Annotated in this window: 24 protein-coding genes and 1 tRNA gene; 1 reads left to right on the top strand and 24 read right to left on the bottom strand. The window is 69.0% G+C overall.

Features of this window, described 5'->3' with window-relative positions; translation table 11 throughout:
* Positions 1-9: 9 nt before the first annotated feature.
* The 22 genes from ELEN_RS02785 to cpaB (ELEN_RS02680) form a co-directional block, all read right to left on the bottom strand.
* The gene (locus ELEN_RS02785) at positions 10-951 is read right to left on the bottom strand and encodes a type II secretion system F family protein (RefSeq protein WP_009608092.1); all 942 of its coding nucleotides are present in this window, start codon (positions 949-951) and stop codon (positions 10-12) included.
* Positions 948-1868 carry a type II secretion system F family protein gene (locus ELEN_RS02780; protein WP_009306167.1) on the bottom strand — a complete coding sequence of 307 codons (921 nt, stop codon included), beginning with the start codon at positions 1866-1868 and terminating at the stop codon, positions 948-950. The genes ELEN_RS02785 and ELEN_RS02780 overlap by 4 nt, the downstream gene beginning before the upstream one ends.
* Before the next feature lie 13 nt (positions 1869-1881).
* Positions 1882-3201: a TadA family conjugal transfer-associated ATPase gene (locus ELEN_RS02775; RefSeq protein WP_009608003.1), complete on the bottom strand. Its 1320-nt coding sequence runs from the start codon at positions 3199-3201 to the stop codon at positions 1882-1884.
* A complete protein-coding gene (cpaB, locus tag ELEN_RS02770) occupies positions 3185-3979 on the bottom strand; it encodes a Flp pilus assembly protein CpaB (RefSeq protein WP_227101181.1) in 795 nt (264 codons plus the stop codon). The genes ELEN_RS02775 and cpaB (ELEN_RS02770) overlap by 17 nt, the downstream gene beginning before the upstream one ends.
* 166 nt (positions 3980-4145) lie before the next feature.
* Positions 4146-4751 (bottom strand): hypothetical protein, encoded by a 606-nt coding sequence (locus ELEN_RS02765; protein WP_009608064.1) that lies wholly within the window; start codon positions 4749-4751, stop codon positions 4146-4148.
* Complete coding sequence (locus ELEN_RS02760) at positions 4748-5221, bottom strand: TadE/TadG family type IV pilus assembly protein (RefSeq protein WP_009608007.1); 474 nt, start codon at positions 5219-5221, stop codon at positions 4748-4750. The genes ELEN_RS02765 and ELEN_RS02760 overlap by 4 nt, the downstream gene beginning before the upstream one ends.
* Positions 5221-5694 (bottom strand): TadE/TadG family type IV pilus assembly protein, encoded by a 474-nt coding sequence (locus tag ELEN_RS02755; RefSeq protein ID WP_009608061.1) that lies wholly within the window; start codon positions 5692-5694, stop codon positions 5221-5223. Before ELEN_RS02755 ends, ELEN_RS02760 begins: the two co-directional genes overlap by 1 nt.
* A gap of 28 nt (positions 5695-5722) precedes the next feature.
* Entirely contained in the window at positions 5723-5956 is a 234-nt protein-coding gene (locus ELEN_RS02750) for a hypothetical protein (RefSeq protein ID WP_009306161.1), read from the bottom strand.
* Positions 5957-5977: 21 nt separating this feature from the next.
* Positions 5978-6880: a prepilin peptidase gene (locus ELEN_RS02745; protein WP_009608153.1), complete on the bottom strand. Its 903-nt coding sequence runs from the start codon at positions 6878-6880 to the stop codon at positions 5978-5980.
* Positions 6877-7296 (bottom strand): hypothetical protein, encoded by a 420-nt coding sequence (locus ELEN_RS02740; protein WP_009608056.1) that lies wholly within the window; start codon positions 7294-7296, stop codon positions 6877-6879. Before ELEN_RS02740 ends, ELEN_RS02745 begins: the two co-directional genes overlap by 4 nt.
* Positions 7293-7667: a DUF192 domain-containing protein gene (locus ELEN_RS02735; protein WP_009608011.1), complete on the bottom strand. Its 375-nt coding sequence runs from the start codon at positions 7665-7667 to the stop codon at positions 7293-7295. The genes ELEN_RS02740 and ELEN_RS02735 overlap by 4 nt, the downstream gene beginning before the upstream one ends.
* Positions 7668-7671: 4 nt before the next feature.
* Positions 7672-8076, bottom strand: a complete 405-nt coding sequence (locus ELEN_RS02730) for a hypothetical protein (RefSeq protein WP_081434180.1) — start codon at positions 8074-8076, stop codon at positions 7672-7674.
* Positions 8077-8123: 47 nt separating this feature from the next.
* Positions 8124-8561 (bottom strand): hypothetical protein, encoded by a 438-nt coding sequence (locus ELEN_RS02725; protein WP_227110440.1) that lies wholly within the window; start codon positions 8559-8561, stop codon positions 8124-8126.
* The gene (locus ELEN_RS02720; protein ID WP_227110448.1) at positions 8552-10672 is read right to left on the bottom strand and encodes a pilus assembly protein TadG-related protein; all 2121 of its coding nucleotides are present in this window, start codon (positions 10670-10672) and stop codon (positions 8552-8554) included. The genes ELEN_RS02725 and ELEN_RS02720 overlap by 10 nt, the downstream gene beginning before the upstream one ends.
* Positions 10669-11175, bottom strand: a complete 507-nt coding sequence (locus tag ELEN_RS02715) for a TadE/TadG family type IV pilus assembly protein (protein WP_009608079.1) — start codon at positions 11173-11175, stop codon at positions 10669-10671. The genes ELEN_RS02720 and ELEN_RS02715 overlap by 4 nt, the downstream gene beginning before the upstream one ends.
* A 25-nt stretch (positions 11176-11200) precedes the next feature.
* Positions 11201-11410 (bottom strand): hypothetical protein, encoded by a 210-nt coding sequence (locus ELEN_RS02710; protein WP_009608145.1) that lies wholly within the window; start codon positions 11408-11410, stop codon positions 11201-11203.
* Positions 11411-11427: 17 nt separating this feature from the next.
* Positions 11428-11628 carry a Flp family type IVb pilin gene (locus tag ELEN_RS02705; protein ID WP_009608195.1) on the bottom strand — a complete coding sequence of 67 codons (201 nt, stop codon included), beginning with the start codon at positions 11626-11628 and terminating at the stop codon, positions 11428-11430.
* 18 nt (positions 11629-11646) lie between these two features.
* Positions 11647-12585 carry a type II secretion system F family protein gene (locus ELEN_RS02700; RefSeq protein WP_009607990.1) on the bottom strand — a complete coding sequence of 313 codons (939 nt, stop codon included), beginning with the start codon at positions 12583-12585 and terminating at the stop codon, positions 11647-11649.
* A complete protein-coding gene (locus ELEN_RS02695; RefSeq protein WP_009608040.1) occupies positions 12585-13553 on the bottom strand; it encodes a type II secretion system F family protein in 969 nt (322 codons plus the stop codon). The genes ELEN_RS02700 and ELEN_RS02695 overlap by 1 nt, the downstream gene beginning before the upstream one ends.
* Entirely contained in the window at positions 13523-14845 is a 1323-nt protein-coding gene (locus tag ELEN_RS02690) for a TadA family conjugal transfer-associated ATPase (protein WP_009306149.1), read from the bottom strand. Before ELEN_RS02690 ends, ELEN_RS02695 begins: the two co-directional genes overlap by 31 nt.
* On the bottom strand, positions 14836-16146 hold the full coding sequence (locus tag ELEN_RS02685) for a CpaE/TadZ family protein (protein WP_015760035.1): 1311 nt from the start codon (positions 16144-16146) through the stop codon (positions 14836-14838). Before ELEN_RS02685 ends, ELEN_RS02690 begins: the two co-directional genes overlap by 10 nt.
* Positions 16143-16790 (bottom strand): Flp pilus assembly protein CpaB, encoded by a 648-nt coding sequence (gene cpaB / locus ELEN_RS02680; protein WP_009608013.1) that lies wholly within the window; start codon positions 16788-16790, stop codon positions 16143-16145. Before cpaB (ELEN_RS02680) ends, ELEN_RS02685 begins: the two co-directional genes overlap by 4 nt.
* 287 nt (positions 16791-17077) lie before the next feature.
* Between cpaB (ELEN_RS02680) and ELEN_RS02675 the strand changes: the two genes are divergently transcribed.
* Positions 17078-17152, top strand: a tRNA-Val gene (locus ELEN_RS02675).
* A gap of 142 nt (positions 17153-17294) precedes the next feature.
* On the opposite strand, the gene ELEN_RS02670 is transcribed toward ELEN_RS02675, so the two are convergent.
* Both ELEN_RS02670 and ELEN_RS02665 read right to left on the bottom strand, forming a co-directional pair.
* Entirely contained in the window at positions 17295-17954 is a 660-nt protein-coding gene (locus ELEN_RS02670) for a DNA-3-methyladenine glycosylase family protein (RefSeq protein ID WP_009608197.1), read from the bottom strand.
* 285 nt (positions 17955-18239) lie between these two features.
* Positions 18240-18908, bottom strand: coding sequence for a cytochrome c3 family protein (locus ELEN_RS02665; RefSeq protein WP_015760034.1), 669 nt, complete (start codon positions 18906-18908; stop codon positions 18240-18242).
* Between the last annotated feature and the right edge of the window lie 89 nt (positions 18909-18997).

Raw genomic sequence — 18997 nt, 5'->3', positions numbered from 1 at the left:
AAAGCCCCCTCATCCCATCGAATCGTTCAAGAAGTTCAGCAGATTGACCACCGTCGGAACCACGACGAGCGCGACCGTGGGCGGCAGAAAGCACAGCGACAGCACGATATCGAGCTTCGTCGGCATCTTGCGGATGCGCTCCATCGCCTCCGCTTGCGCCGTCTCGCGCGCCAGCGCCGCTTGGACAGCTAGACCCTCCGTCAAGGACGACCCCTGGCTGACCGCCTGCATCAGCTGGGCGGTGAATGCGCTGACGTCCTGGCTGCGGCACCGCTGCCCCAGGTGCTCAAGCGCCTCCTCGCGCGAACGGCCCAGCAGGTTCACCTCCCTGTCGACGAGCGAGAATTCCCGTGCCAGGGGGCCGTCCATGCTTTCCGCGACCTCGCGGAAGCATTGCTCGATCGGAGAGCCTGCCGCGATGGCGATGCCGAGCAGCTCCATCGCGTCGGGCAACGCGAGTTCGATCGCCCTCCTTCGGTTGCGCTCCCTTCGCGATAGCGCCCAGGACGGAGCCATCCAGCCGCATGCCGCGCAGCAAGCTGCCGCGCCCGCGAACGCGGGCGGTTCGAAGCCCATGCCCGCGGCGGCGACCCCTGCAAGCCCCGCGCATCCCAACGCGGACACGACACGGATGCTCCTCCATGTTTCCGGTTCAAGCTCCACGCCCGCCCTGCTCAAACGATCGCGGCTCGATTCGACGTCGGCGCGCGTGAGCGGAACGCGTTTATCGAGAAACGCAGCGAACGCACCGAAAGCCTCGGTTGCACGACGGCGCCGCGACGCGCCGCCCGCACGGTGGCCATCCTTCGAGGCGCTCGCCGACGATGGCGCGACGACGTCGCGACGCGCGGGAGCCGCGTAGCGCACGAACGCTTCGTAAGCGGCGAGCCCGCCTATCGCCCCCAGAACGAGCATCGCGCAAACCGCCGCGCCCGCTCCGCCCGCGATCACCTTCGGCTCCGATCCATCGCCGTGATGCGCTGGCAGGCGAACAGCCCGAACGCCTCCGAGCACCCCGCGACACCCAGCACGATCCAACCAAGCGGCTGTTCCCGATAGAACTGCGAGAAGTCGGCATTCGTCGCGAACATGATGAAAAAGATCGCCGGCATGGCGAGCGCGACGAACCATTTCGCCAAGCGCGTGCCCGCAAGCTCGGTCTTCAGTTCGCGCGACGTGCGCAGCCGCGCTGCAGCATGCGCGGCGATCAGGTCGAGCACGGGCGCGACCGCACCGCCGAACCGCTGCTGAATCCTGACGGCTGCGGCGAGCGAGCGCACGTCGGGGCTGTCGGTTCGGCGCGCCATGCGCTCGAACGCCATCGCGAGCGTCGTCCCGTACGCCGTGTCGGCCAGCACGCGGGCGAGCTCTTCGCGAAGCGGGTCCTCGACGTGCGACGCGGCCGTGCGCAGCGCGCGCTCGAGCGTGAGCGAGCTGCGCACGCTGGCCGCGATCTGGGGAAGCGCGCGGGCGAGCTGCCGGTCGAGCAGCTCCCTGCGCCGTAAGCGCCGCACATGCAGCCGCACGCCCGCCGTCGCGAGGGCCGCAGCGCCGACGACCGCCCCGATCCCCGGATCTCCCGTCAACGCCGCGGCAAGCGAAAGCGAGACGAAGGCGATAGCCGCGACGCCCGCCGCCCAGTTCGCAGCCGGTGTCTCGACCCCCGCTTCATGCAGCGCGCGGGCGAGCCTCGGAAGCTTCGGCTTCTTCCGTTCCGTCGCGGCGGCTTCGCCCGCTTCGTAGAGACCGCGATCGCTCAGCACCCGACCGCGATACGCCGCGCGCTCCTGCCGCACGAGCGCGTACGCCCAAGCGCCTGCTGCAGCGCATGCCGCCACCAGCGCCCAAGGCAACACGAGTCCTATCATGCTTCAGCCCTCCTCATCGATCGAAAAACCAAGCGGGGTCGTACCATACGCCCGATGCGCGCATGCGCTCCTTGATGCGCTGGGGCTGCACGCCGCACGCGCGCCACTCGCCCGCGACGGCGCCGTACGCATCGACGCCCTCGACGTCGAAAACGAACAGCTCGGCACGCGGGATGACGAGGCTCCCTTCGGGAAGCGGATCGATCGCCACGATGCTGGTCACTCGGCGGGCCCCGTCTTGCATGCGTTCGACGTGCACGACGAGGCCGCCCTGCAACGACTCGGCAATCTGCTGGACGATGACGTCGCGGCTGAGGTCGCCGTCGGCGTAGCCCACCATCGTACGCAAACGGCTGATGGCGTTTCCCGGATCGTTGGCATGCACCGTCGTCATCGAGCCCGGATGATCGGTCTGCATCGCCTGCAGCATGTCGTACGCCTCCGCGCCGCGGCACTCGCCGACGATGATGCGATCGGGACGACGACGCAGCGACAACGCCACCAGCTCGCGCATGCTCACCGATCCCTCGCCCTCCGTGTTCGCCTCGCGCGTCTGCATCCGCTCCACATGCGGCGTTTGCAGGCGCAGCTCGGGCGTATCCTCGATGGTGATCACCCGCTCGTCGGGAGGGATGAACCCAGAGAGAGCGCCCAAGAGGGTGGTCTTGCCCGATCCGGTGCCTCCCGATATCACAAGCGGGCAGCGCGCCTGCACCGCCGCGCGAAGGAACTGCGACATCCCGTCGGTCAGCATACCCATGCGCACGAGATCCTCCATGCCCAGCATGCTCGACGAGAACGTGCGCACGTTGAGCGCCGGCCCGTCCGGCGCGATCGGCGGCACCACGTAGGTGGCGCGCGCCCGGCCTCCCGGCAGCATCGCGCAGCCCATGGCGTGCGCGTCGTCGCATCGCTTGCCCGACTGTTCGGCGATCTTGTTGATGATGCGACGCACGTGCTCCGCATCGTCGAACTCCACATCGGGACGGTACTCGATGCGCCCGGCACGCTCCACGTACACGATGGGGGCGCGAAAAGGCAGCGCCGGATCGTCCAGATCGATGCCGCCGCCGTTGACCATGATCTCGGTGACGGATTCGTCCTCCAGCAGTCGCTGGAGCGGCCCGTAGCGGAGAAAGTCGTCGATCATCGCACTCGCAAGCCCCTCGAACTCGTACGGGGGTAGCGAAATGCCCGACTCGCTCGCAATCTCCTCCACGAGCCGGCGGATGAGCGCCTCGACCGCGTCAGGGCCGACGGCATCGCCGCGCAACCGCACGGCCGCCTCGTCGCGCACGGCTCTCTTGAGCGCACGCTCAGTCGTCCTGTCCATCGGCGCCCACCTCCTCGAACGCATCGTCGGCAGCCACGAGAACGAGGCTGACCCTCCCTGCGAACTGGGCTTCGCGCACCGCGTCAGCCTCCTCGGGCGACACTTCCACCGTGACGGAGGCGGAACCGCTCTGCACGCTGGTTGCATCGTCGCCCACCGCAACGACGCGGGCGCGCTCGCACACCGTCTCGAGGAACGCCTCGCCTGCCGACGCGCCCTCCGCAGACACGATGCGCACCGTGTCGTAGGGCCGCACGTGGCCCGCGAGCCCGGTTTCCACGTCCACCGCGAGCGTCACCGCCTGCAAGCCCGCTCCCAGCTCGGCCGAGAGGCGATCGCCTCCCATCCCCGTCACGAACGACGAGGACAGCTGCGTTCCCGCCGGGATATCGACGATCGCACGCCCTCCCGCAGCGAGCCCCTCGGCATCGAGCGCCTCGCCGCCGAGCGCCGAAGCCGCCCGGTACGTTGCGGGAACGTCCTGCACGGTAACGGCCTCGGCCGTGATAGCGTCGCCCGCGCGGATGTCCGCGGCAGCCACCAGCGTGGGGAGCGCGCCGGCCGTGGCGTGCTCCACCGCTGCGCGCGACGCGGCGGCGGACCATACGCCGTACGAAACCGACACCGCCGTCAACGCTACCGAGGCGGCGACGATCGTCGCCAGCCGTTTGACCCGGACGGTATCCCCTTTCCGCGGCTTGGGCATCGCAGGCTTCGCGCGATCCGCCGCTGCAGCCGGCATCGACGCTGCAGCCGACGCGCCTCCCCGAGGCGTCACGTATCCCGTTCGGCCTCCTCCGACGCTTCCAGCCGCCGGGCCTTCGTCCGTTTCACGCCGCGAAGCCCGCGCTGCGAAGCCTCCGCCCCACGCCGTCGCATCACCGCCGTTGCCGCCCATCACCATAATCGGTTCCTCTCTCTCGTTTCCGCCGGATCGAACCGGCCTATTTCCCGCTCTCGGCCAACGTCGCCCGCGCCGCTTCGGCAAGCTCCGCCGGAAAGGCGTCGAGCGAGTTCAGCGCCTCGTACGTCCATGAGTCCGCAGTCGCTCCCGCCGGGTAGTCGTATCGTCCGCAGCGCCTCGTTTCCGGCCGCCACACCTTTTCCCCGGCATAGGGCATCGCCGTCAGCACCCGGTACGACGCCACCGGCAGCCCTTCGATGCCGTACCCGCGCGCGAACACCGTGGGCGACTCCTCCTCGAACTGCATCCCGACGACCCAGTGGCGCTCCGTCGAAGAGACGCTCTCCTCCGGCGTTTCGTAGAACCACACGGACGCCTTCCCCTCGAACCCCGCATCGCGCGCGGTGCGGACGACGCGGTCGGCCACCATGCGGCCCGGATCGTCCGCGTTTTTCGCCACGAGCGCGAACGATGCGTCCATGCAGGCTGCCCGCGCCGCATCGAGCGCGTTCTCTTGGCGCGCCTTCGCCGCGTAGGCGATGCCCTGATCGACGGAGAACGCCAACACGGCGAACAGCGCGAGAGCCGCCACAAGAACGAGCGGCAGCGCGGATCCGCGCTCGTCCCGACGATCACTTGCGTTCATAGCCCCTCCTGCCTGATCTCTATCGCACGCCCATCCACGAACGAGCAGCGCACGTGACGCTTCAGCACGCGGCCTGCCAGACCGGGCAGATCGGCGACGGCGGGCAGCAGATAGCTCACGTCGTACGATGCCTCGATCACCGTGGACTGCTCTTCGATGGCTCCTCCGTCGCGCACGGGCTGCTCCCGCTTCGTCCGCTCGCTCGTCCAGCTGACGTGCTCCACATGCAGGCGAGCGGGGTCGAGCTGGGTCGACGCGCCCAGGATGCCCTCTTCGACGAACCGCTCCTTGTTCGCCGCCAGCTCGAACCCCGTGGCATCGAGCTGGCGGCACGCGCGCGTGATCTCGGACGACAGCTGGCTGGCCGCAAGCGTCATGCCCGCAAGCTGCACGATCGAGAACACCACCGCCAACAGCAGCGGCAGCACGATCACGAACTGGACCACTTCGCTTCCCCGCTCGCCCCTCATCACCACGCGCCTCCTTCCACCGTTGCGTCGGCCGCGCCGCGAACCTGGGCGCGGAACGCGAACCGACCGGATCCCTCGCCTCCGCTCGACAGCCCCGCGCCGAGCGGCGTGAGGTACGCGCCCTCGAGCACGAGCGCGACCTCGACCGGCCGCGATCGGGCGAACGACGTTCGTTCGTCGTACGCATCCGTCCTCTCGTTGTAGAACCGATGCTCGTAAGGGCGATCCTCGAACTCGCCATAGCGAACCGAGACGTCCAGATGCAGATCGTCGCGGTCGAGCGCCGGCGCCGCAGCGAAAGCCGCCTCGCGCAGCTGTGATTCCGCGACATCGCCCGCAGGATGACCCGATGCCGCCTCGCATACCGCATGCGCTGCGTCGTCGAGCGCCATGGACAGGAACACAGAGCGCCCCAGATCGACCACTGCGAACAGGAACAGGAGCAGCAGGGGCAGCGCGATGACGAACGCCACGACGCTGCCGCCCCGTTCCGAGCGTCCTTTACGCCGCACCGGACGTGATCTTCGAGAACATGTCGGTCACCGAGGTTCCCGCTTTCGTGATGGCGGTTTGGATGTTGCCCTGCAGCAACAGCAGCGCAGCCCCCAAACCCACCGCGAACCCCAGCACGATGACCGTCTGCACGATCTCGGAACCGCCGTCCTCCTCGCCCACGACGAGCAACGCCCTGACCTTGTCCAATCTCGATGCCGTGTTTTTCTTGATCATGTTCATGCTCAACTCCTTTTCATCGATTCATCCCATACCGTGCAGGCACGCGCACGCGCCTCCGACCAGCCATGCCGCAAGAAACGGCGCCATCGGGATACCGCTTCTCCACGAGAGCTTTCCCGCGGCGATGCCCGCCAGCGAGAACGCCGCCGCGCCGCCGTAGCAAAGCGCCGCCCCCACCGGCGTCGCGACGCCGCTGGCCAGCGAAAGCGCCGCCATGCAGCGCACGTCGCCGTAGCCCACGGGCGCGCGCCCCGTCCTTCCGAACAGCCGGTTCAGCGCGAGGCAGCACAGCACCGCGAACACGGCGAAGGCGCACCCGGCCAGCACGCCCTCAAGCCCCGCGGTCGACGCCTGGAAGACGACGCCCGCCGCCGCGAGGGCCGCGCACGCCTCGAGCGGCACGATCCTCGCCTGCAGATCGCATATCACGGCCGCAGCCATGGCCGTCGCCGCTACCGCCAACGCCGCCGCGACCAGAGGCGAACCTGCGCACCACGCGACGGCGCAGCCGAACACCGTTCCGACGAGGGCGCCAAGGCAGCGATGCCATCGTTTCGCTCGAAACGAGCAGCGCGCTTCCTGATCGGCCTCGCTGCGCGAAGGCTCGGGCGCGCCAGCCGCGCATCCCGCCTCGTTCAGCGCCTGCAGCCGCTCGCGGGGAAGGCTCCCCGCCTGGGCGTCGCGCAGCGCCTGAGCCCGCCACAGGCCCAGCGACCCCTCGGCTCCTGCCGCGCGCGGCGAAGGCTCCCTGAGAGGATGCGCCTGCTTGAACGCCCGATAGGCGTCGAGCGAATCCCACCACCACGAGCGAGCGCGGCGATAGGCGCGTCCCAGAAGCACGGAAGCCGACCATGGCACGAAGAACGCGCCGATCAGCCCGCCCGCGCATCCGGCCGCGAGGACGAGCGCGATCGGGGCCGTCACGAGCGGCCTGCCGCGCTCGCCGACGCGCGGTTCTCCGACGGCGCATCGCGCGCATGGGTGCCGCGCGGAACCCGCCGCCCGCCGTCGCCAGCCCCTCCCACCTCGTCGCTCGGCTGGAACCGCACGACCACTCCGCCTTCCCGACCGTCCGCTTCCATCACGGGCGCATATCCCGGCAACTCGAACCGAACGGTCCACCCCGCCCCGTCGCGCGGCGGCGCTTCCTGAGGAGGTTTCGGCTCAGCGGGAGCCGCCTTGGGACGAAGCGTCGGACAGTGCCCCGTTCCAGGCGACGACGGCATCGTCGGCATCGCGACGTTCGGACGGACGGGCTCCTCCCCGTAGCGATGCAGGCAGCCGAAGCACACCTCGGCGTCGTCGAACGCGCGAGCCCCGCAAGTCGGACACGTTTTCATTTCCGATCTCCTTTCATGCAAACCACTCCCACGCGATCGCCCGCCGTGAACCACGGGGTCGCGCAGGACGAGAACCTCTCCACAACCGCCTCTGCGCTTTTGTTGCGCAGCCTCCGGCACGGCTCCACGTCGCGATGGGCTTCGAGCACCAGCCCCTGCGCGTCGACGAACGCGATGTCGAGGCGATGGCGCATGCCCGCCGTGTGCACGTCGTTGCACGGCGCGAGCAGCAGCGCCCCGGCATGCTCGGGCGAGAACAGCAGCCCCTTCGCCTTGCGGCGAAAGCGTGCGGCTATCAGCAACGGCCGCCCAACGCGCGCGTCCCCTTCGGGACCAGACGCACCGAGCGACGGATCTTTCGGTTCCACCATGACGTCACGCTCCTTCCTCCGTCGTGTAGCGCACGACGACGCTGGTCGATCCGCCTGCGTCCACGCAGGCGACGAACATCCATCGATACCGGCCGTCATCCTTCACGAACGACTCGCTTCCTTCGTTTCCGCTGCGCACCCCACTCCATCCTTTGGCGAGCAACTCCCCCTCGATCGCAGCGAGCGCGTCCGCAACGTCGTCCGAGCGGGTGAAGCCCAGCACGCCGCTGCGCTCGTCGACCCGCACGTCCTGTCGTCCTTCGAGCCGCAACGCTTCGTCCTCGAAGCCCGCAGGAGGACCGGCGCCGCTCGATTCGGCCGTCGTCCGCATCGCTTCGTGCAGCACGCTCGGCCGATCTGCTTGCGCGAACGCGAGCGCCAGCGCGCACCCCGCAACGAGCGTAGCCACGACCGCCCAAGCACGCCTGCGGCGACGGGCGCCTACCGTCGACCCGCTCACAGCAGCACCCCCGGCTTGTAGCAGTCGACCGCGATGCTGACCGCATGCGTCAGCGGCGGCAGGGGGATCCCGAACACCGTCGAGCGCAACCCCAGGCCGAACAGCGTGGGCATGTACTCCAAGGTGCCCGTGAAGCGCGTATGGCCCCCCGAAACCGCCTCCGCCGACACGCGCACCGCCTCGTTCTCCGCATCGAACGCGGCAGACAGCGCCGTCTGCACCAGGGCGCTGCTCTGCTCGATACCCTGGCCCGCGGCAGGCGACGTCACATGCACGCGCACCGCGTCGCGGAAGACGTTGTCGAACGCGGCGCATTCCGAGAAGAACGCGAGCGCGTTCACCGCGATGACCGCGACGATGATCAGCACCGGAAACGCCGCCGCGAGCTCGACCGTCATCTGACCCCGTTCGTCGCACGTTCGCATCACTCCCATACCCGCACCCCCGTTACCTGCGCGTACACGCCGCGCAATCCGTCAGCCGTCCGTTGCACCAGGTCGGCAGCTGCGTCCTTCGCCGCCTGAGGCAACGCGACCTTCACCGGGAACGACGGGCCGCCGTCCCATAGCTCGATCTCGGCGATCTCGATGGTGCCGTCGAACCCCTGGATGCCTTCGACAGCCTCGGCTTCCACCGTCCCCACGATCGAGGCGAACACGTCGTTCGACCCGAGCGGATGCTCGATCGCCTGCTCCTTGAGCGAGAGCAGCCGCGCGCCGAACGCCCCCTCGTCGCGCTCGGCGACATGCGCCGAATTCACCAACACCGGCTTGAGCGCGTCGAGTTCGGCCGGAGCGAGCCCCGCGGCCCGCACGGCCTCGCGCAGGGCACCTGCCGCCCACGCGCCCAACCCGCTGGCCCCCGCGAGAGGCAGCCCGTCCAACGCCGACGAGACAGAATCGTCGAGCGCCTCTTGGCCCTGCGCGTACGCGTCCAGCAAGCCGGACCAGCAGTCGAGCACCGTTCCCAGCGCGCCCACGGCCGCCCCTCCCTGGCCCTTCACGCCGTCCAGCAGCGACGACACCACGGTGGCGCCTTCGTCGGACGAGTCGGCGACGAGCGTGGCGGCCGAAACCGCCGCCCGCGCGCCAAGCGCGCCCCCTCCCCGCACGAACGAGCTGTCGAAACCGCTCGATGCGGCGACGCTTGCCGTGTTCGCGACCAGCGCGACCACGCCGTAGCGTCCCGGCGGCTGCGCAGAGAGGCGCTTGCCCGCCACCTTGGCGAGCGCGTCCTTCACCTCGTCGAACAAGCCGCCCGCACGCCGCTTCACCTCGTCTGCCAGCGGATCCAGCTCAGCCCGGGCCTCCTCGTACTCGCCGGCCGCCTTCGCCACGGCTTCGTAGTGGTACTCGAAGCCGTTGTCGATGGACGACGAGGCGGCCGCCACCTTGCCCATGCTGGCCGCCGAGAAGCCGCATTCCGCGCACTCGGCGAACGGCTCCGCCTCCGTCTGGGCGATCGACACGAGGCTTCCCGACCCGGCCGCAGCGGGGCATCCGGCCCATGCATGAGCCGTGGCGCGCCCTTCCTCGTCCACCGTGCAGGGGTACGCGGCCTCGGTGTACAGCGCCGTCGACCTCATCTCCTCCGTGTTCTTCGGAAGGCGCGGAAACCACGCGTCGAAGGAATCGGCGCCTTCATGGACGTATCCGCGCCCCACCTCGTCGGCGGCGAAGGCGTAGAACCGCTTGCGCAGCGCCGAGCGCGCCTGCTCCTCCACCGAGCCGTCCGCCGGGGCCTCCACGGCGAGTCGCCGCGGATAGTAGGCTTGCGCGCGCTTGAGCGCCACGGAGAACGACCAGGCGTCAACGCTTCTGAACAGCGGGTTCTCCGATCCGCTCATGCCTGCCAATGCAGAGGCGCGCTCGTACATGCAATAGGACGGATCGAGGCCGCAGTCGTGCTCGAATGCACGGCGCTTCGCTTCGTTGGCCCGCTCGGCGGCGCGCTCGGCCTCGTCGGCCGCCTGCCGCACCTCGTCGGCCTCGTCGCCCACCGCCTCGGCCACGTCTTCGAGCTCGGCCGCGCCGTCCACCGCGATCTTCTTCCCCGAAGCGGGCACGAGAAGCGCGAGCGCCACGTAGCTCGACGAAGCCCCGTTGTTCGCCGACGCCACCGATGCCGCGTTCGCCGCGGCGAGGAACGGCAGCAGCCGTTGCAGGCGGTCGAGCCCGTCGGCCGCCTTCTCGGCGAACCGGTCGCGCGCATAGGCCACGTCGCGCCCCGCTTTCAGCAGGGTCTCGGATGCGGAGGCGGTGGCCGGCGTGCACAGCGCGGCCACGCCCAGCCCCGTCGCCACGAGGCTCGTCAGCGAAAGCGACAGCACCGCCGCATCGCACACCCGCACGACGATCATGAACTCGCCCACCTCGTTCTGCGCGGCCAGAGCCGCCGCATCGGCCACGTTCTGCACCTCCGACGAGGCCGAGCCCACCCGGTACGCCTGCCCCGCCGAGAATACGAGCGCAAGCGTCACCAGCAGCGCCAGCACCATGCCCACCGTCGTCATGCCCTCTTCGTCGTGGAACGCATCGAGCATCATGACGCCCACGCCCCGATCCATCCCGCCGGGTCGCCGCCCGCATCGGACGAGCGCGCCCACGACGGCTGCGCAGACTCCTCCGCCGTCACCCGCACTTCGAGGTTGCCGTTGCCGTTCACGATGCCGAGCAAAGCGCCGCCAGCATCCAGCAGCGGCAGCGGACGAGCCTCGTTCGCGATGGTGACGCGCACGACGTCGGAGCGCTCGTCGCCTTCGAACCGGATGTCCCAGCTGCACGCGCCTTCGTGCACGTGGAAGCAGGGTACGGGAGGGATCGCTCCCAGGCGATGGCGGACGAACGCCTCGCAGCTCTCGGCCATGTCGCCCGCTGCAGCGGTTTTGGTCGCCAGCAGGCGGCATCCCTCCGACGCGGCCGCCTGCATCACCAGCCGATCGTACAAAAGGATGCCCGGCTGCATCAGCAGCAGGAGCCCGACGAACAGCACCGGCAGCAGAAACGCCGCCTCCACCGTGGCCTGGCCCGATTCGCACGTCCGTCGCATACCCGCTCCCTCCTTTCCGAACCCGTCAGTACAAAAACACATCGGCGACCGATCCCGGCATCGTCATCTGGATATGGTGCGAAGCCGACATCAGCGCATGATCGACGAACATGCCGGCCTCCAAACCGCGCCACAGGGCGCCCAGCGCGATGACTGCTGCCAAGAACGCGGCCGTCACCAGCGCGAACTCGACCGTGCCCTGACCGCATTCGTTGAACGAGCCCGCACGGATCACCGCGCCGCCCTTCTCCTCTACAGCGCGTTGATCCCGTCGGCGATGCTGTCCCACAGCTCTTGCAGCTTCGGTCGGAACACGGTGATCGCGATGATGGCGATCACCACCAGCACTCCGACGAGGATGGCGTACTCCGTCGTGCCCTGTCCATCCTCTCGAGCAAGCACTCTCCGAACCCGGCACGTCGCCTTCGCCATCCATCTCCAGTACGTCTCCATGGGCGAACCTCCTCATTCCTACATTCCTTCCATCAGTTCGAGCAGCACCGGCCCCAGCACGAGCAGCAGCATGGCCGGCAGGATGAGCGTGCCCGTGGGCACCATCATCTTCACCGGAGCCTTCGCCACCCGCTCCTCCACCTGCGCCCGATGCACCGCGCGCGCCTCCGCCGCAGCCGATTCGAGCCCCTCGGCCAGCGACGAGCCGAAGCGCAGCGAGCGCACCATGTTCTCCACGACGCGCGCGAACAGCGGCGAGTCGTACGAGGCCGCCAGGTCGCGCAACGCGTCTTCGCGATTCGTCAAGCCCAGCGACCAGGCATGCTGGGCGCCGACGCACGCACGCGCCAAGTCCGAATCGAAGTGAGACCCGTACAGCGCGAACCCGCGGTCGAACGAAAGCCCGCTGCGAAGACCGAGCGCCACCACCTCGAGCATCTCCGAGAGGTCGCTTTCCAAGCCGTCGGCGCGCTCGCGCTGCGCCCGCTTGACGGCTCGCGGCATCGCCGCCGCGCCGCCCGCAACCCCTGCGACGGCGCCGAGTACGGCAAGCTCCGTGGAGAGCACCGAGCCGACGAGCGCGCCCGCCAGCCCTCCGGCGCATGCGAGCCTCATCGAGGCCTCGCAGAACCCTTCCGGGGACACGGCCTGCTCCAAGCCCGCCCGCTTCGCCCGCGCGCAGAACCACGCTCGCGCCCGCGAAAGCCGCAGCCGACGGGAAAGCGCCTCGGTCGCTCCGAGGGCGATCCGCTGGCTGAGCGCCGTCGCGTACCGCACGAGCCGCGAGCCCGCGTCGAAACCCTCCTGCGCGTCGCGCACGTCGGCGGCTTTGCGCAGCCGCTCGCGTCGCGCCGTCGCGTCGCGCCTCCGAAGAAGCGTTGAGCCCGCCAGCCCTCCGGCGATCCCGGCGGCGGCCACAGCCGCAGCCATCAGGAAAGGCGCCTGCACGGCCTCCATCAGCCCACCTCCACGGCCAGCATGCGGCGCACCGCCACGATGCCGGCGGCCTGCATGCCCAGCGCGATCGCCAGCAGCGCCATGCCCATCGGGCTGGCGAAGAACGGATCCAGAAAGCCTTCGCTCACCAGCGAGAACACCGCTATCAGCACGAAGGGCAGGACGCTCACCACGCGCGCCGACAGCTTCGCCTGCGCCGTTTGCACGCGCAGCGCGCGTCGCAGCTCGATCTCGCTCTGAACCGTGTCGCGAGCCGCGTCCAGCACCTGCTTCATGCTGCCGCCCGCCTGATGCTGCACGTCCAGCGCCACCGCGACGAACGCCAGCTCGGCCACCGACGAGCCCCTGCGCAGCACCTCCAAGGCGCGCCCGGCGCCCTCCCCTGTTTCCAGCTGGTGGGCCGCGCGGGCGAACAGCGTGCCCAGCGGGCCTTGCACCTCGCTTGCCACCTGCTGGAACGTTTGCAGCAGCGACAAGCCTGCCTGGAAGCACACGGCCATGGAGCGCAGGGCGTCGGGGATGCCCTCGCGCAGGGCGTCGCGGCGCTTGTCCTGCACCGTGCGCAGCCACACGACCGCGCAAGCGCACGCGCACACGGCTACGGCGATGCCGCACACGACCGAGCCTGCCGCTGCGCCCGCGCACATCCCCGCCCCAACCATCGCCGCAATCCATACCGACAAGAGCGATTCCTCGGTCGTCATCAACCCGCGCGCATCGACCACGCCGACAGCCTCGCGCATGAGCGCCGCGAGCGCGCGATTGCCCAGCAGGGCACGCGTCACCGGCCGCGTCCAGCCGACCCCGTTGCGCAGCAGCCAGGCGACGCGCGACGATCCGACGTCCCCCTCGCCAACCAGGGAGGCCGTCCGACGCCGAGCGCGACCCGCCACCGACGCGCTTGCCGCCGCTCCGCATCCGAACGCGGCGAGCACGCCTACGCCGCCAAGCACGACGTGCGCTTCCATCGCTCCACCTCCTCTCTCTCGGCAACGCCGATGTCCGCCACCTCGTCGATCCAGGCCGGAAGGGCCACCCAGCGTCCCACACGCTCAGCCAGCCCCCGCATGAACAGCGGGCGCACCCTGCAGCAGCGCTTTCCTCCGTCGTACACGAGCTCGGCCACGTCCGACACGAACCGCGACCCGTCCAGCGCGCGAGCCGTCTGCACCACCACCTCGAAGGCGCTTGCCACGTTCGACTCGATGACGTCAACCGGCAGGTCCACCGCGTAGCGCACCATCGTCGCGAGGCGCGACACCACGTCGGCGGGCGAGTTCGCGTGTAGCGTGGTCAGCGACCCGTCGTGGCCGGTGTTCATGGCCTGCAGCATGTCCAGCGCCTCGGCGCCGCGGCATTCGCCCACCACGATGCGGTCGGGGCGCATGCGCAACGCGTTGATCACGAGGTCGCGGATGGTCACCTCGCCCGTGCCCTCCGCGTTGCGGGGACGCGCCTCCAGGCGCACGACGTGCGGATGCTCCAAGAACCTCAGCTCGGCCGAATCCTCGATGGTGATGATGCGCTCCGAGGGCGGCAGCTCGCACGACAGCGCGTTGAGCAGCGTGGTCTTGCCGCTTCCCGTGCCGCCCGACACCGCGATGCTCTTGCGAGCGCGCACCGCCCACACCAGAAACGTCCGCATCGCCTCGTCGAACGACCCCGTGGCCACCATGTCGTCCAACGTCATGACCCGCTTCGCGAACTTGCGCACGGTCATCACCGGCCCGTCCAGCGCAAGCGGCGGGATGATCACGTGCACGCGGTGCCCTTCGGGAAGCCGCGCGTTCACCATGGGCGACGCCTCGTCGATGCGGCGCCCCAACGGCCCCAGCACGCGATCGATGAGCGCGCGCAGCTGGCCTTCGTCGGCGAACCGCTGCTCGCTGCGATGCAGCCGGCCGTCGCGCTCGAAGAACACGTCGGAAGGGCCGTTCACCATGATCTCGGTGACCGAATCGTCGGCCAGCAGCGATTCGAGCGGCCCGAACCCGAACACCATGTCGATGAGCCCGTCGGTCAGCCGCTGCTGCTCGCGCTGGGAGACGCCCGCCCAGGAAGCGTCCTCGAACGCCTGACGGCACGCGCTTTTCAACTCGTTGCGGGCGCGGCTGGGCTGTTCGGCCATGATGGCGGCGATATCGTCCGTGGACACGAACCGCTGGATGTGCTCCTTGAGCCGTTCCAGCGCGTTGTCGTCCGCACTCGCGGCGAGCGTCGGCACGTCGTCGATGTCGCGCACGCGGCTCATCAGAGACATGGGGCCTCCTTCCGGCGACGGCGCGGCTTCTTGCCGACGGGCAAGCGGAAACCGGGCCCCCGAGAAGCGCCTTCCTCGGGCGGGGCTGACGCGCGCCTATCGCCCGGCAGCACGCCCGACAGCACGCGCTCGAGGCTCGCGCACAAATCGTTCCTCGACGCCAGCAGATCGAACGGAAGCCCCGCGCCCAGCAGCTCCTCCACCTCGCCGCCTCCGTCCTTGAGCTCGAACACGTGGGCCCCGCGCAGCGAGCATGACACGTCGATGGACGTGAACAGGGCGTTCTTGGAGCATCGGTTGACGGCGTACAGGAAAGGGCCGGTCGCGATGCCGCACCGCGCACACAGGTCGAGCGCATGCTGGCAGGCGCGCAGCGACGACGGCCGCTGATCGATCAGGAACAGCGCCTTCGAGCTGCGCTCCAGTAGCAGGGCATGCTGCTCGGCCCAGGCGGCTCCCGTGTTCGCCACCACAACGTCGAACCGGGCCGTCAGCTGGTCGAGCAGCTGGGGCGCCCGCTCCACCACCGCTTCGCTGTCTTCGAGATGGCGCGGCGCGGCCAACAGCGCCGGCATCCGACCGTCCGACCGCAGCTGATCGAGGCGCGACGGCACCGCCAGCACGTCATCGACGGCCAACGGGTTCTGCACGCCCATGAGCGCCGGGGCGTCGCCGAACTGCAGGTCGAAATCCAGCAGCAAGGTGTTGTAGCCCATCCTCTGCGCGAAGAGCGCCGACAGCACGGACACCGTGCTCTTGCCCGCGCCGCCGCTTCCGCTGACCACTGGGAAAAGGAACCCGGCCCGCGCGCCCGGGCGGCGCTCGTCGCACCGCGCCGGCTGGGGCGCGGTCGCCGGAGCAACCGAGACGGGCATCGCCGCCGGCATCGGCGCTTGCCGCGGGGCTGCGGGCGCCGCCATGGGCCACGGGCAGGCGAAGGCCTGCTTGCGACGCACGTAGCGCTCGGCCAAGGCTTGACGCGTGAGCGAGGCGTCAATGCCCGTGGCGCTCATGCGGCTCTTCAGCGAACCCGTGTCTTCGAACGACAGCATGCACACGCAGCGATCGCTGCGGTCGCGCTTGAGCGTGGCCGCCAGGTTGATGGGAGCGACGTCGTCGCTCGACGCCACCCACACCTCGTCAACCAGGCGATCCGTGCGCAGGAACCTGCGCGCCTCCTCTGCCGAGGAGAAAATGCGCAGCCAATCCTGTGCAGCCAGGTTCTCTCCCGCCAACCCTATAGACTCCGGATGCTGCAAACTCGTCGTATCGGCGCACAGCGCCACCAAAGATCCGCTCATCGCTCTCCCTCGCTTCCCGGCAACGTGAAGTACAGCTCCGTCTTCTGCGCCGCCGCGACGATCTCCTGCACCGACTCGGGCGCGACGGCCACAGTGATCCACGACACCTTCGCGTCGGTTGTCGACTCCTGCGCGCTTGCGCTGGTCGCCAACACCAGCACGCCGCTCGCCAGCACATCGGTCGACGTGCCGCCGGTGGCGTAAACGTCCACCCGCGAGCCGGCCGCCACGGCGCCGCCCACCGCTTGCACGTCCTTCGCCGGCACGCTGAGCGCCGTCAGGCCCTCGGGCACGTCCAGGCGGCTGCCCGCATCGCGGAAGCGGCGCTCCGACAGCACCTCGCCCGCAAGGATCGTCGACGACGCCTTCTTGCCCACCACGTCGTCGGACGATCGGAATGCTTCCGCGGGCAGCAAGTCGGCCACCCACAACCGCGTCTCCACCGCGCTCGCGTCCACCGACTCCCCCGCTGCGATGTCGCGCTTAGCCACGCACACTTCCAGCTGCTCGCCCCCGTAGCGCGCCAGAGCTTCCGCGCGCGCCGCGTCGGCCTCTCCCCGCACGCCCTGGGCGTAGGCGAACACGCATGCCGCGCATGCCAGCCCGCAGGCAATGCCGATGATGGTTGTTCTGCTCCGTTTCATTTCGTCCTCTCCGCCGTTTTCCCTCCTTTCAGTATGACCAGCTCATCTCACGTTTTCATGGCACAGTTCACCATGAAAAGCCGCCTGGACCTTACCCGTTTGCGACGTCGTTCCAACGCCGATTACACATTTCGCACCTCCGTTTCCAACGCGAATTCCATGCGCCGCACCGCAAAATCCCACGCCGCTCCAACGTGCGGCAGATTAGATGCGGCTTTCCTGGGGATTCGTTGCGCGAACGCGCCTTCTATGCGAGAATAGGTGCTCGCCGCAAGGCGACGAAAACCGGGCGATTGGCGCAGCGGGAGCGCAGGTCCCTTACAAGGACAAGGTCGGGGGTTCAAATCCCTCATCGCCCACCACGGGATACGAAGAGACCCGTCGGATGATCCGACGGGTCTCTTTTTCATTGCTGACAACGACTGCGGAAAGCAAAACTCGGACGAACCGATGTTTCACGTGAAACATACGGCGAAACGCGCGCACCGCGTTCGGCGCCCCTCCCTACCTCTTCTCGCTTTTCGGAGCCCAGTCCTTCATGCCGGGTATGGCGCCGCCGGCCACCTCCCATAGATAGAGGCTGGCCACCGAGCCGTAAGGCGTGTAGCGGCGGCGGTACTTCGCGAACAGCTCGGGCGTGATGCGCCGGTGGTGGTGCACCATGCGCAAGCCGCGATGGATGGCCAGATCGCCCCAGCTCAGAATATTGGGTCGCTGCATCGAGAACGTCATGAGCATCTCGGCCGTCCACACGCCGATACCCGGCAGCGCCGACAGCGTGCGGCACACCTCGTCATCGGATAGCTCGGCCAGCCCCTCGAGGTCCACCTCGCCGGACAGCACGCGCGCGGCTGCCCCCTTGATGTAGCCCACCTTGCGAAACGAGATGCCCACCTGCTGCAGCTCGTCGTCGGAGCACGCCGCCATCGCCTCGGGCGTCACTTCGCCGAACCGCTCCAGCATGCGGTTCCAAATGGTGGTCTGCGCCTTCGTCGCTATCTGCTGACCCACGATGCAGTTCACGAGTGCAGCGAACAAGTCGGGGTGCACCTCGCGCTCGATGCGTCCGATAACCGCCATCGCCTCGCCCAGCCTCGGATCGCGCGCCGCAAGGTACGCGACCTCCGCTTCGCCGTATTCGAAGTAGCGCGGTTCCCGCTCCATGCCGTCCCCTTCCGTCGTTCGACCCAGTATAGCGAAGACGCAGAGGCCTCACAGAGAACGTTGTCGCCCGTAAAAACGCGGAATCGCGCTCGAAAACGAGGCTTTCGGGCGACAACGCCAACGAATGTCAGGAGCTGACGCTGTCAGGTGCCCGACATAAGGCCAGGTCGCGAAGATCCCAACGCGAAAGACCCGGCCGAGGGAGGGGCCGGGTCTTCGATGACCCCGAAACGGAAAGGGAGGGAGGGGATTCCGTCTCGGGCGGATATGCTTGTTCGTTGCTTCTTAGCGCTCGCGGAGCTCGTGGCAGGTGCCGCATTCGAAGGTTCCGCGGTGGTGGCACTGGGCGCAGTACTTCATCGCGTCCTTGGCCTGGTCCTTCGAGTGGTTGTTGTGGCAGCTCGTGCACGTCGCCGGGTTGGCGTCGTGCTTCTCGTTAGAGGGGTCGTCGTGGGGGTTCACCGTGGTGCCCTTGTCGTCGGTGAGCGCCGTGGAGTCCGCGGTCTTGGCGGCCATCTCCTCCATCGTGCCGTGGCACGAGATGCAGGTCTCGGGGTCCACCGTGACCACGGTCGCCTTGGTGGCGGCCTTGTCGCCGAACTTCACGTCGGCGTGCTCGGTCGAGAGCACGGCCTCGTCGGTGTGGCACTGGACGCAGGTCACGCCCTCGGCCTCGTGGGCCGAGGCCTGCGGGCAGGACGCGTCGGTCGCCGACGCGGCCTCGACGGTGTGGCACATCGAGCAGTCGGAGTCCATCGTCCAGTTCACCGGCTGGCCGTCCATGGCCGAAGAGCCGCCGTTCCCGTCCTTCTGCTCGGACGCCGCCGGAGCCGAGGGCTCCGCCTTCGGCGCGCAGCCCGCGAGCGTCCACATCGCGGCCGTGAGCGCGAGGACGACGCCGAGGACGGCGAGCACGACGAGGCGCCGGTCGTCGATGTGTGCTTGCACGGTCATGCGCTTCTCCTATCAGTCGTATTGCAGTTCGGAAGGCGGTTTCCCGCCAGATGCGCCCGCCGAGGGAGCGGCGGGCGCGGGGGTTGAGT

It is taken from the genome of Eggerthella lenta DSM 2243, from assembly GCF_000024265.1.
Lineage (GTDB): Bacteria > Actinomycetota > Coriobacteriia > Coriobacteriales > Eggerthellaceae > Eggerthella > Eggerthella lenta.
Note: the sequence above shows the minus strand (reverse complement) of the source record. Positions and strands in the feature narration are given on the sequence as shown.

Bases quoted from the DNA above. Each gene is read 5' to 3' on its own strand.
- cpaB (WP_009608013.1), bottom strand. From the start codon at position 16,790: ATGAAACGGAGCAGAACAACCATCATCGGCATTGCCTGCGGGCTGGCA.
- ELEN_RS02735 (WP_009608011.1), bottom strand. From the start codon at position 7,667: ATGGTGGAACCGAAAGATCCGTCGCTCGGTGCGTCTGGTCCCGAAGGG.
- ELEN_RS02765 (WP_009608064.1), bottom strand. From the start codon at position 4,751: ATGAACGCAAGTGATCGTCGGGACGAGCGCGGATCCGCGCTGCCGCTC.
- ELEN_RS02750 (WP_009306161.1), bottom strand. From the start codon at position 5,956: ATGAACATGATCAAGAAAAACACGGCATCGAGATTGGACAAGGTCAGG.
- ELEN_RS02695 (WP_009608040.1), bottom strand. From the start codon at position 13,553: ATGGAAGCGCACGTCGTGCTTGGCGGCGTAGGCGTGCTCGCCGCGTTC.
- ELEN_RS02700 (WP_009607990.1), bottom strand. From the start codon at position 12,585: ATGGAGGCCGTGCAGGCGCCTTTCCTGATGGCTGCGGCTGTGGCCGCC.
- ELEN_RS02690 (WP_009306149.1), bottom strand. From the start codon at position 14,845: ATGTCTCTGATGAGCCGCGTGCGCGACATCGACGACGTGCCGACGCTC.
- ELEN_RS02775 (WP_009608003.1), bottom strand. From the start codon at position 3,201: ATGGACAGGACGACTGAGCGTGCGCTCAAGAGAGCCGTGCGCGACGAG.
- ELEN_RS02665 (WP_015760034.1), bottom strand. From the start codon at position 18,908: ATGACCGTGCAAGCACACATCGACGACCGGCGCCTCGTCGTGCTCGCC.
- ELEN_RS02685 (WP_015760035.1), bottom strand. From the start codon at position 16,146: ATGAGCGGATCTTTGGTGGCGCTGTGCGCCGATACGACGAGTTTGCAG.
- ELEN_RS02725 (WP_227110440.1), bottom strand. From the start codon at position 8,561: ATGGGAGTGATGCGAACGTGCGACGAACGGGGTCAGATGACGGTCGAG.
- ELEN_RS02720 (WP_227110448.1), bottom strand. From the start codon at position 10,672: ATGATGCTCGATGCGTTCCACGACGAAGAGGGCATGACGACGGTGGGC.
- ELEN_RS02705 (WP_009608195.1), bottom strand. From the start codon at position 11,628: ATGGAGACGTACTGGAGATGGATGGCGAAGGCGACGTGCCGGGTTCGG.
- ELEN_RS02760 (WP_009608007.1), bottom strand. From the start codon at position 5,221: ATGAGGGGCGAGCGGGGAAGCGAAGTGGTCCAGTTCGTGATCGTGCTG.
- ELEN_RS02780 (WP_009306167.1), bottom strand. From the start codon at position 1,868: ATGATAGGACTCGTGTTGCCTTGGGCGCTGGTGGCGGCATGCGCTGCA.
- ELEN_RS02740 (WP_009608056.1), bottom strand. From the start codon at position 7,296: ATGAAAACGTGTCCGACTTGCGGGGCTCGCGCGTTCGACGACGCCGAG.
- ELEN_RS02670 (WP_009608197.1), bottom strand. From the start codon at position 17,954: ATGGAGCGGGAACCGCGCTACTTCGAATACGGCGAAGCGGAGGTCGCG.
- ELEN_RS02715 (WP_009608079.1), bottom strand. From the start codon at position 11,175: ATGCGACGGACGTGCGAATCGGGCCAGGCCACGGTGGAGGCGGCGTTT.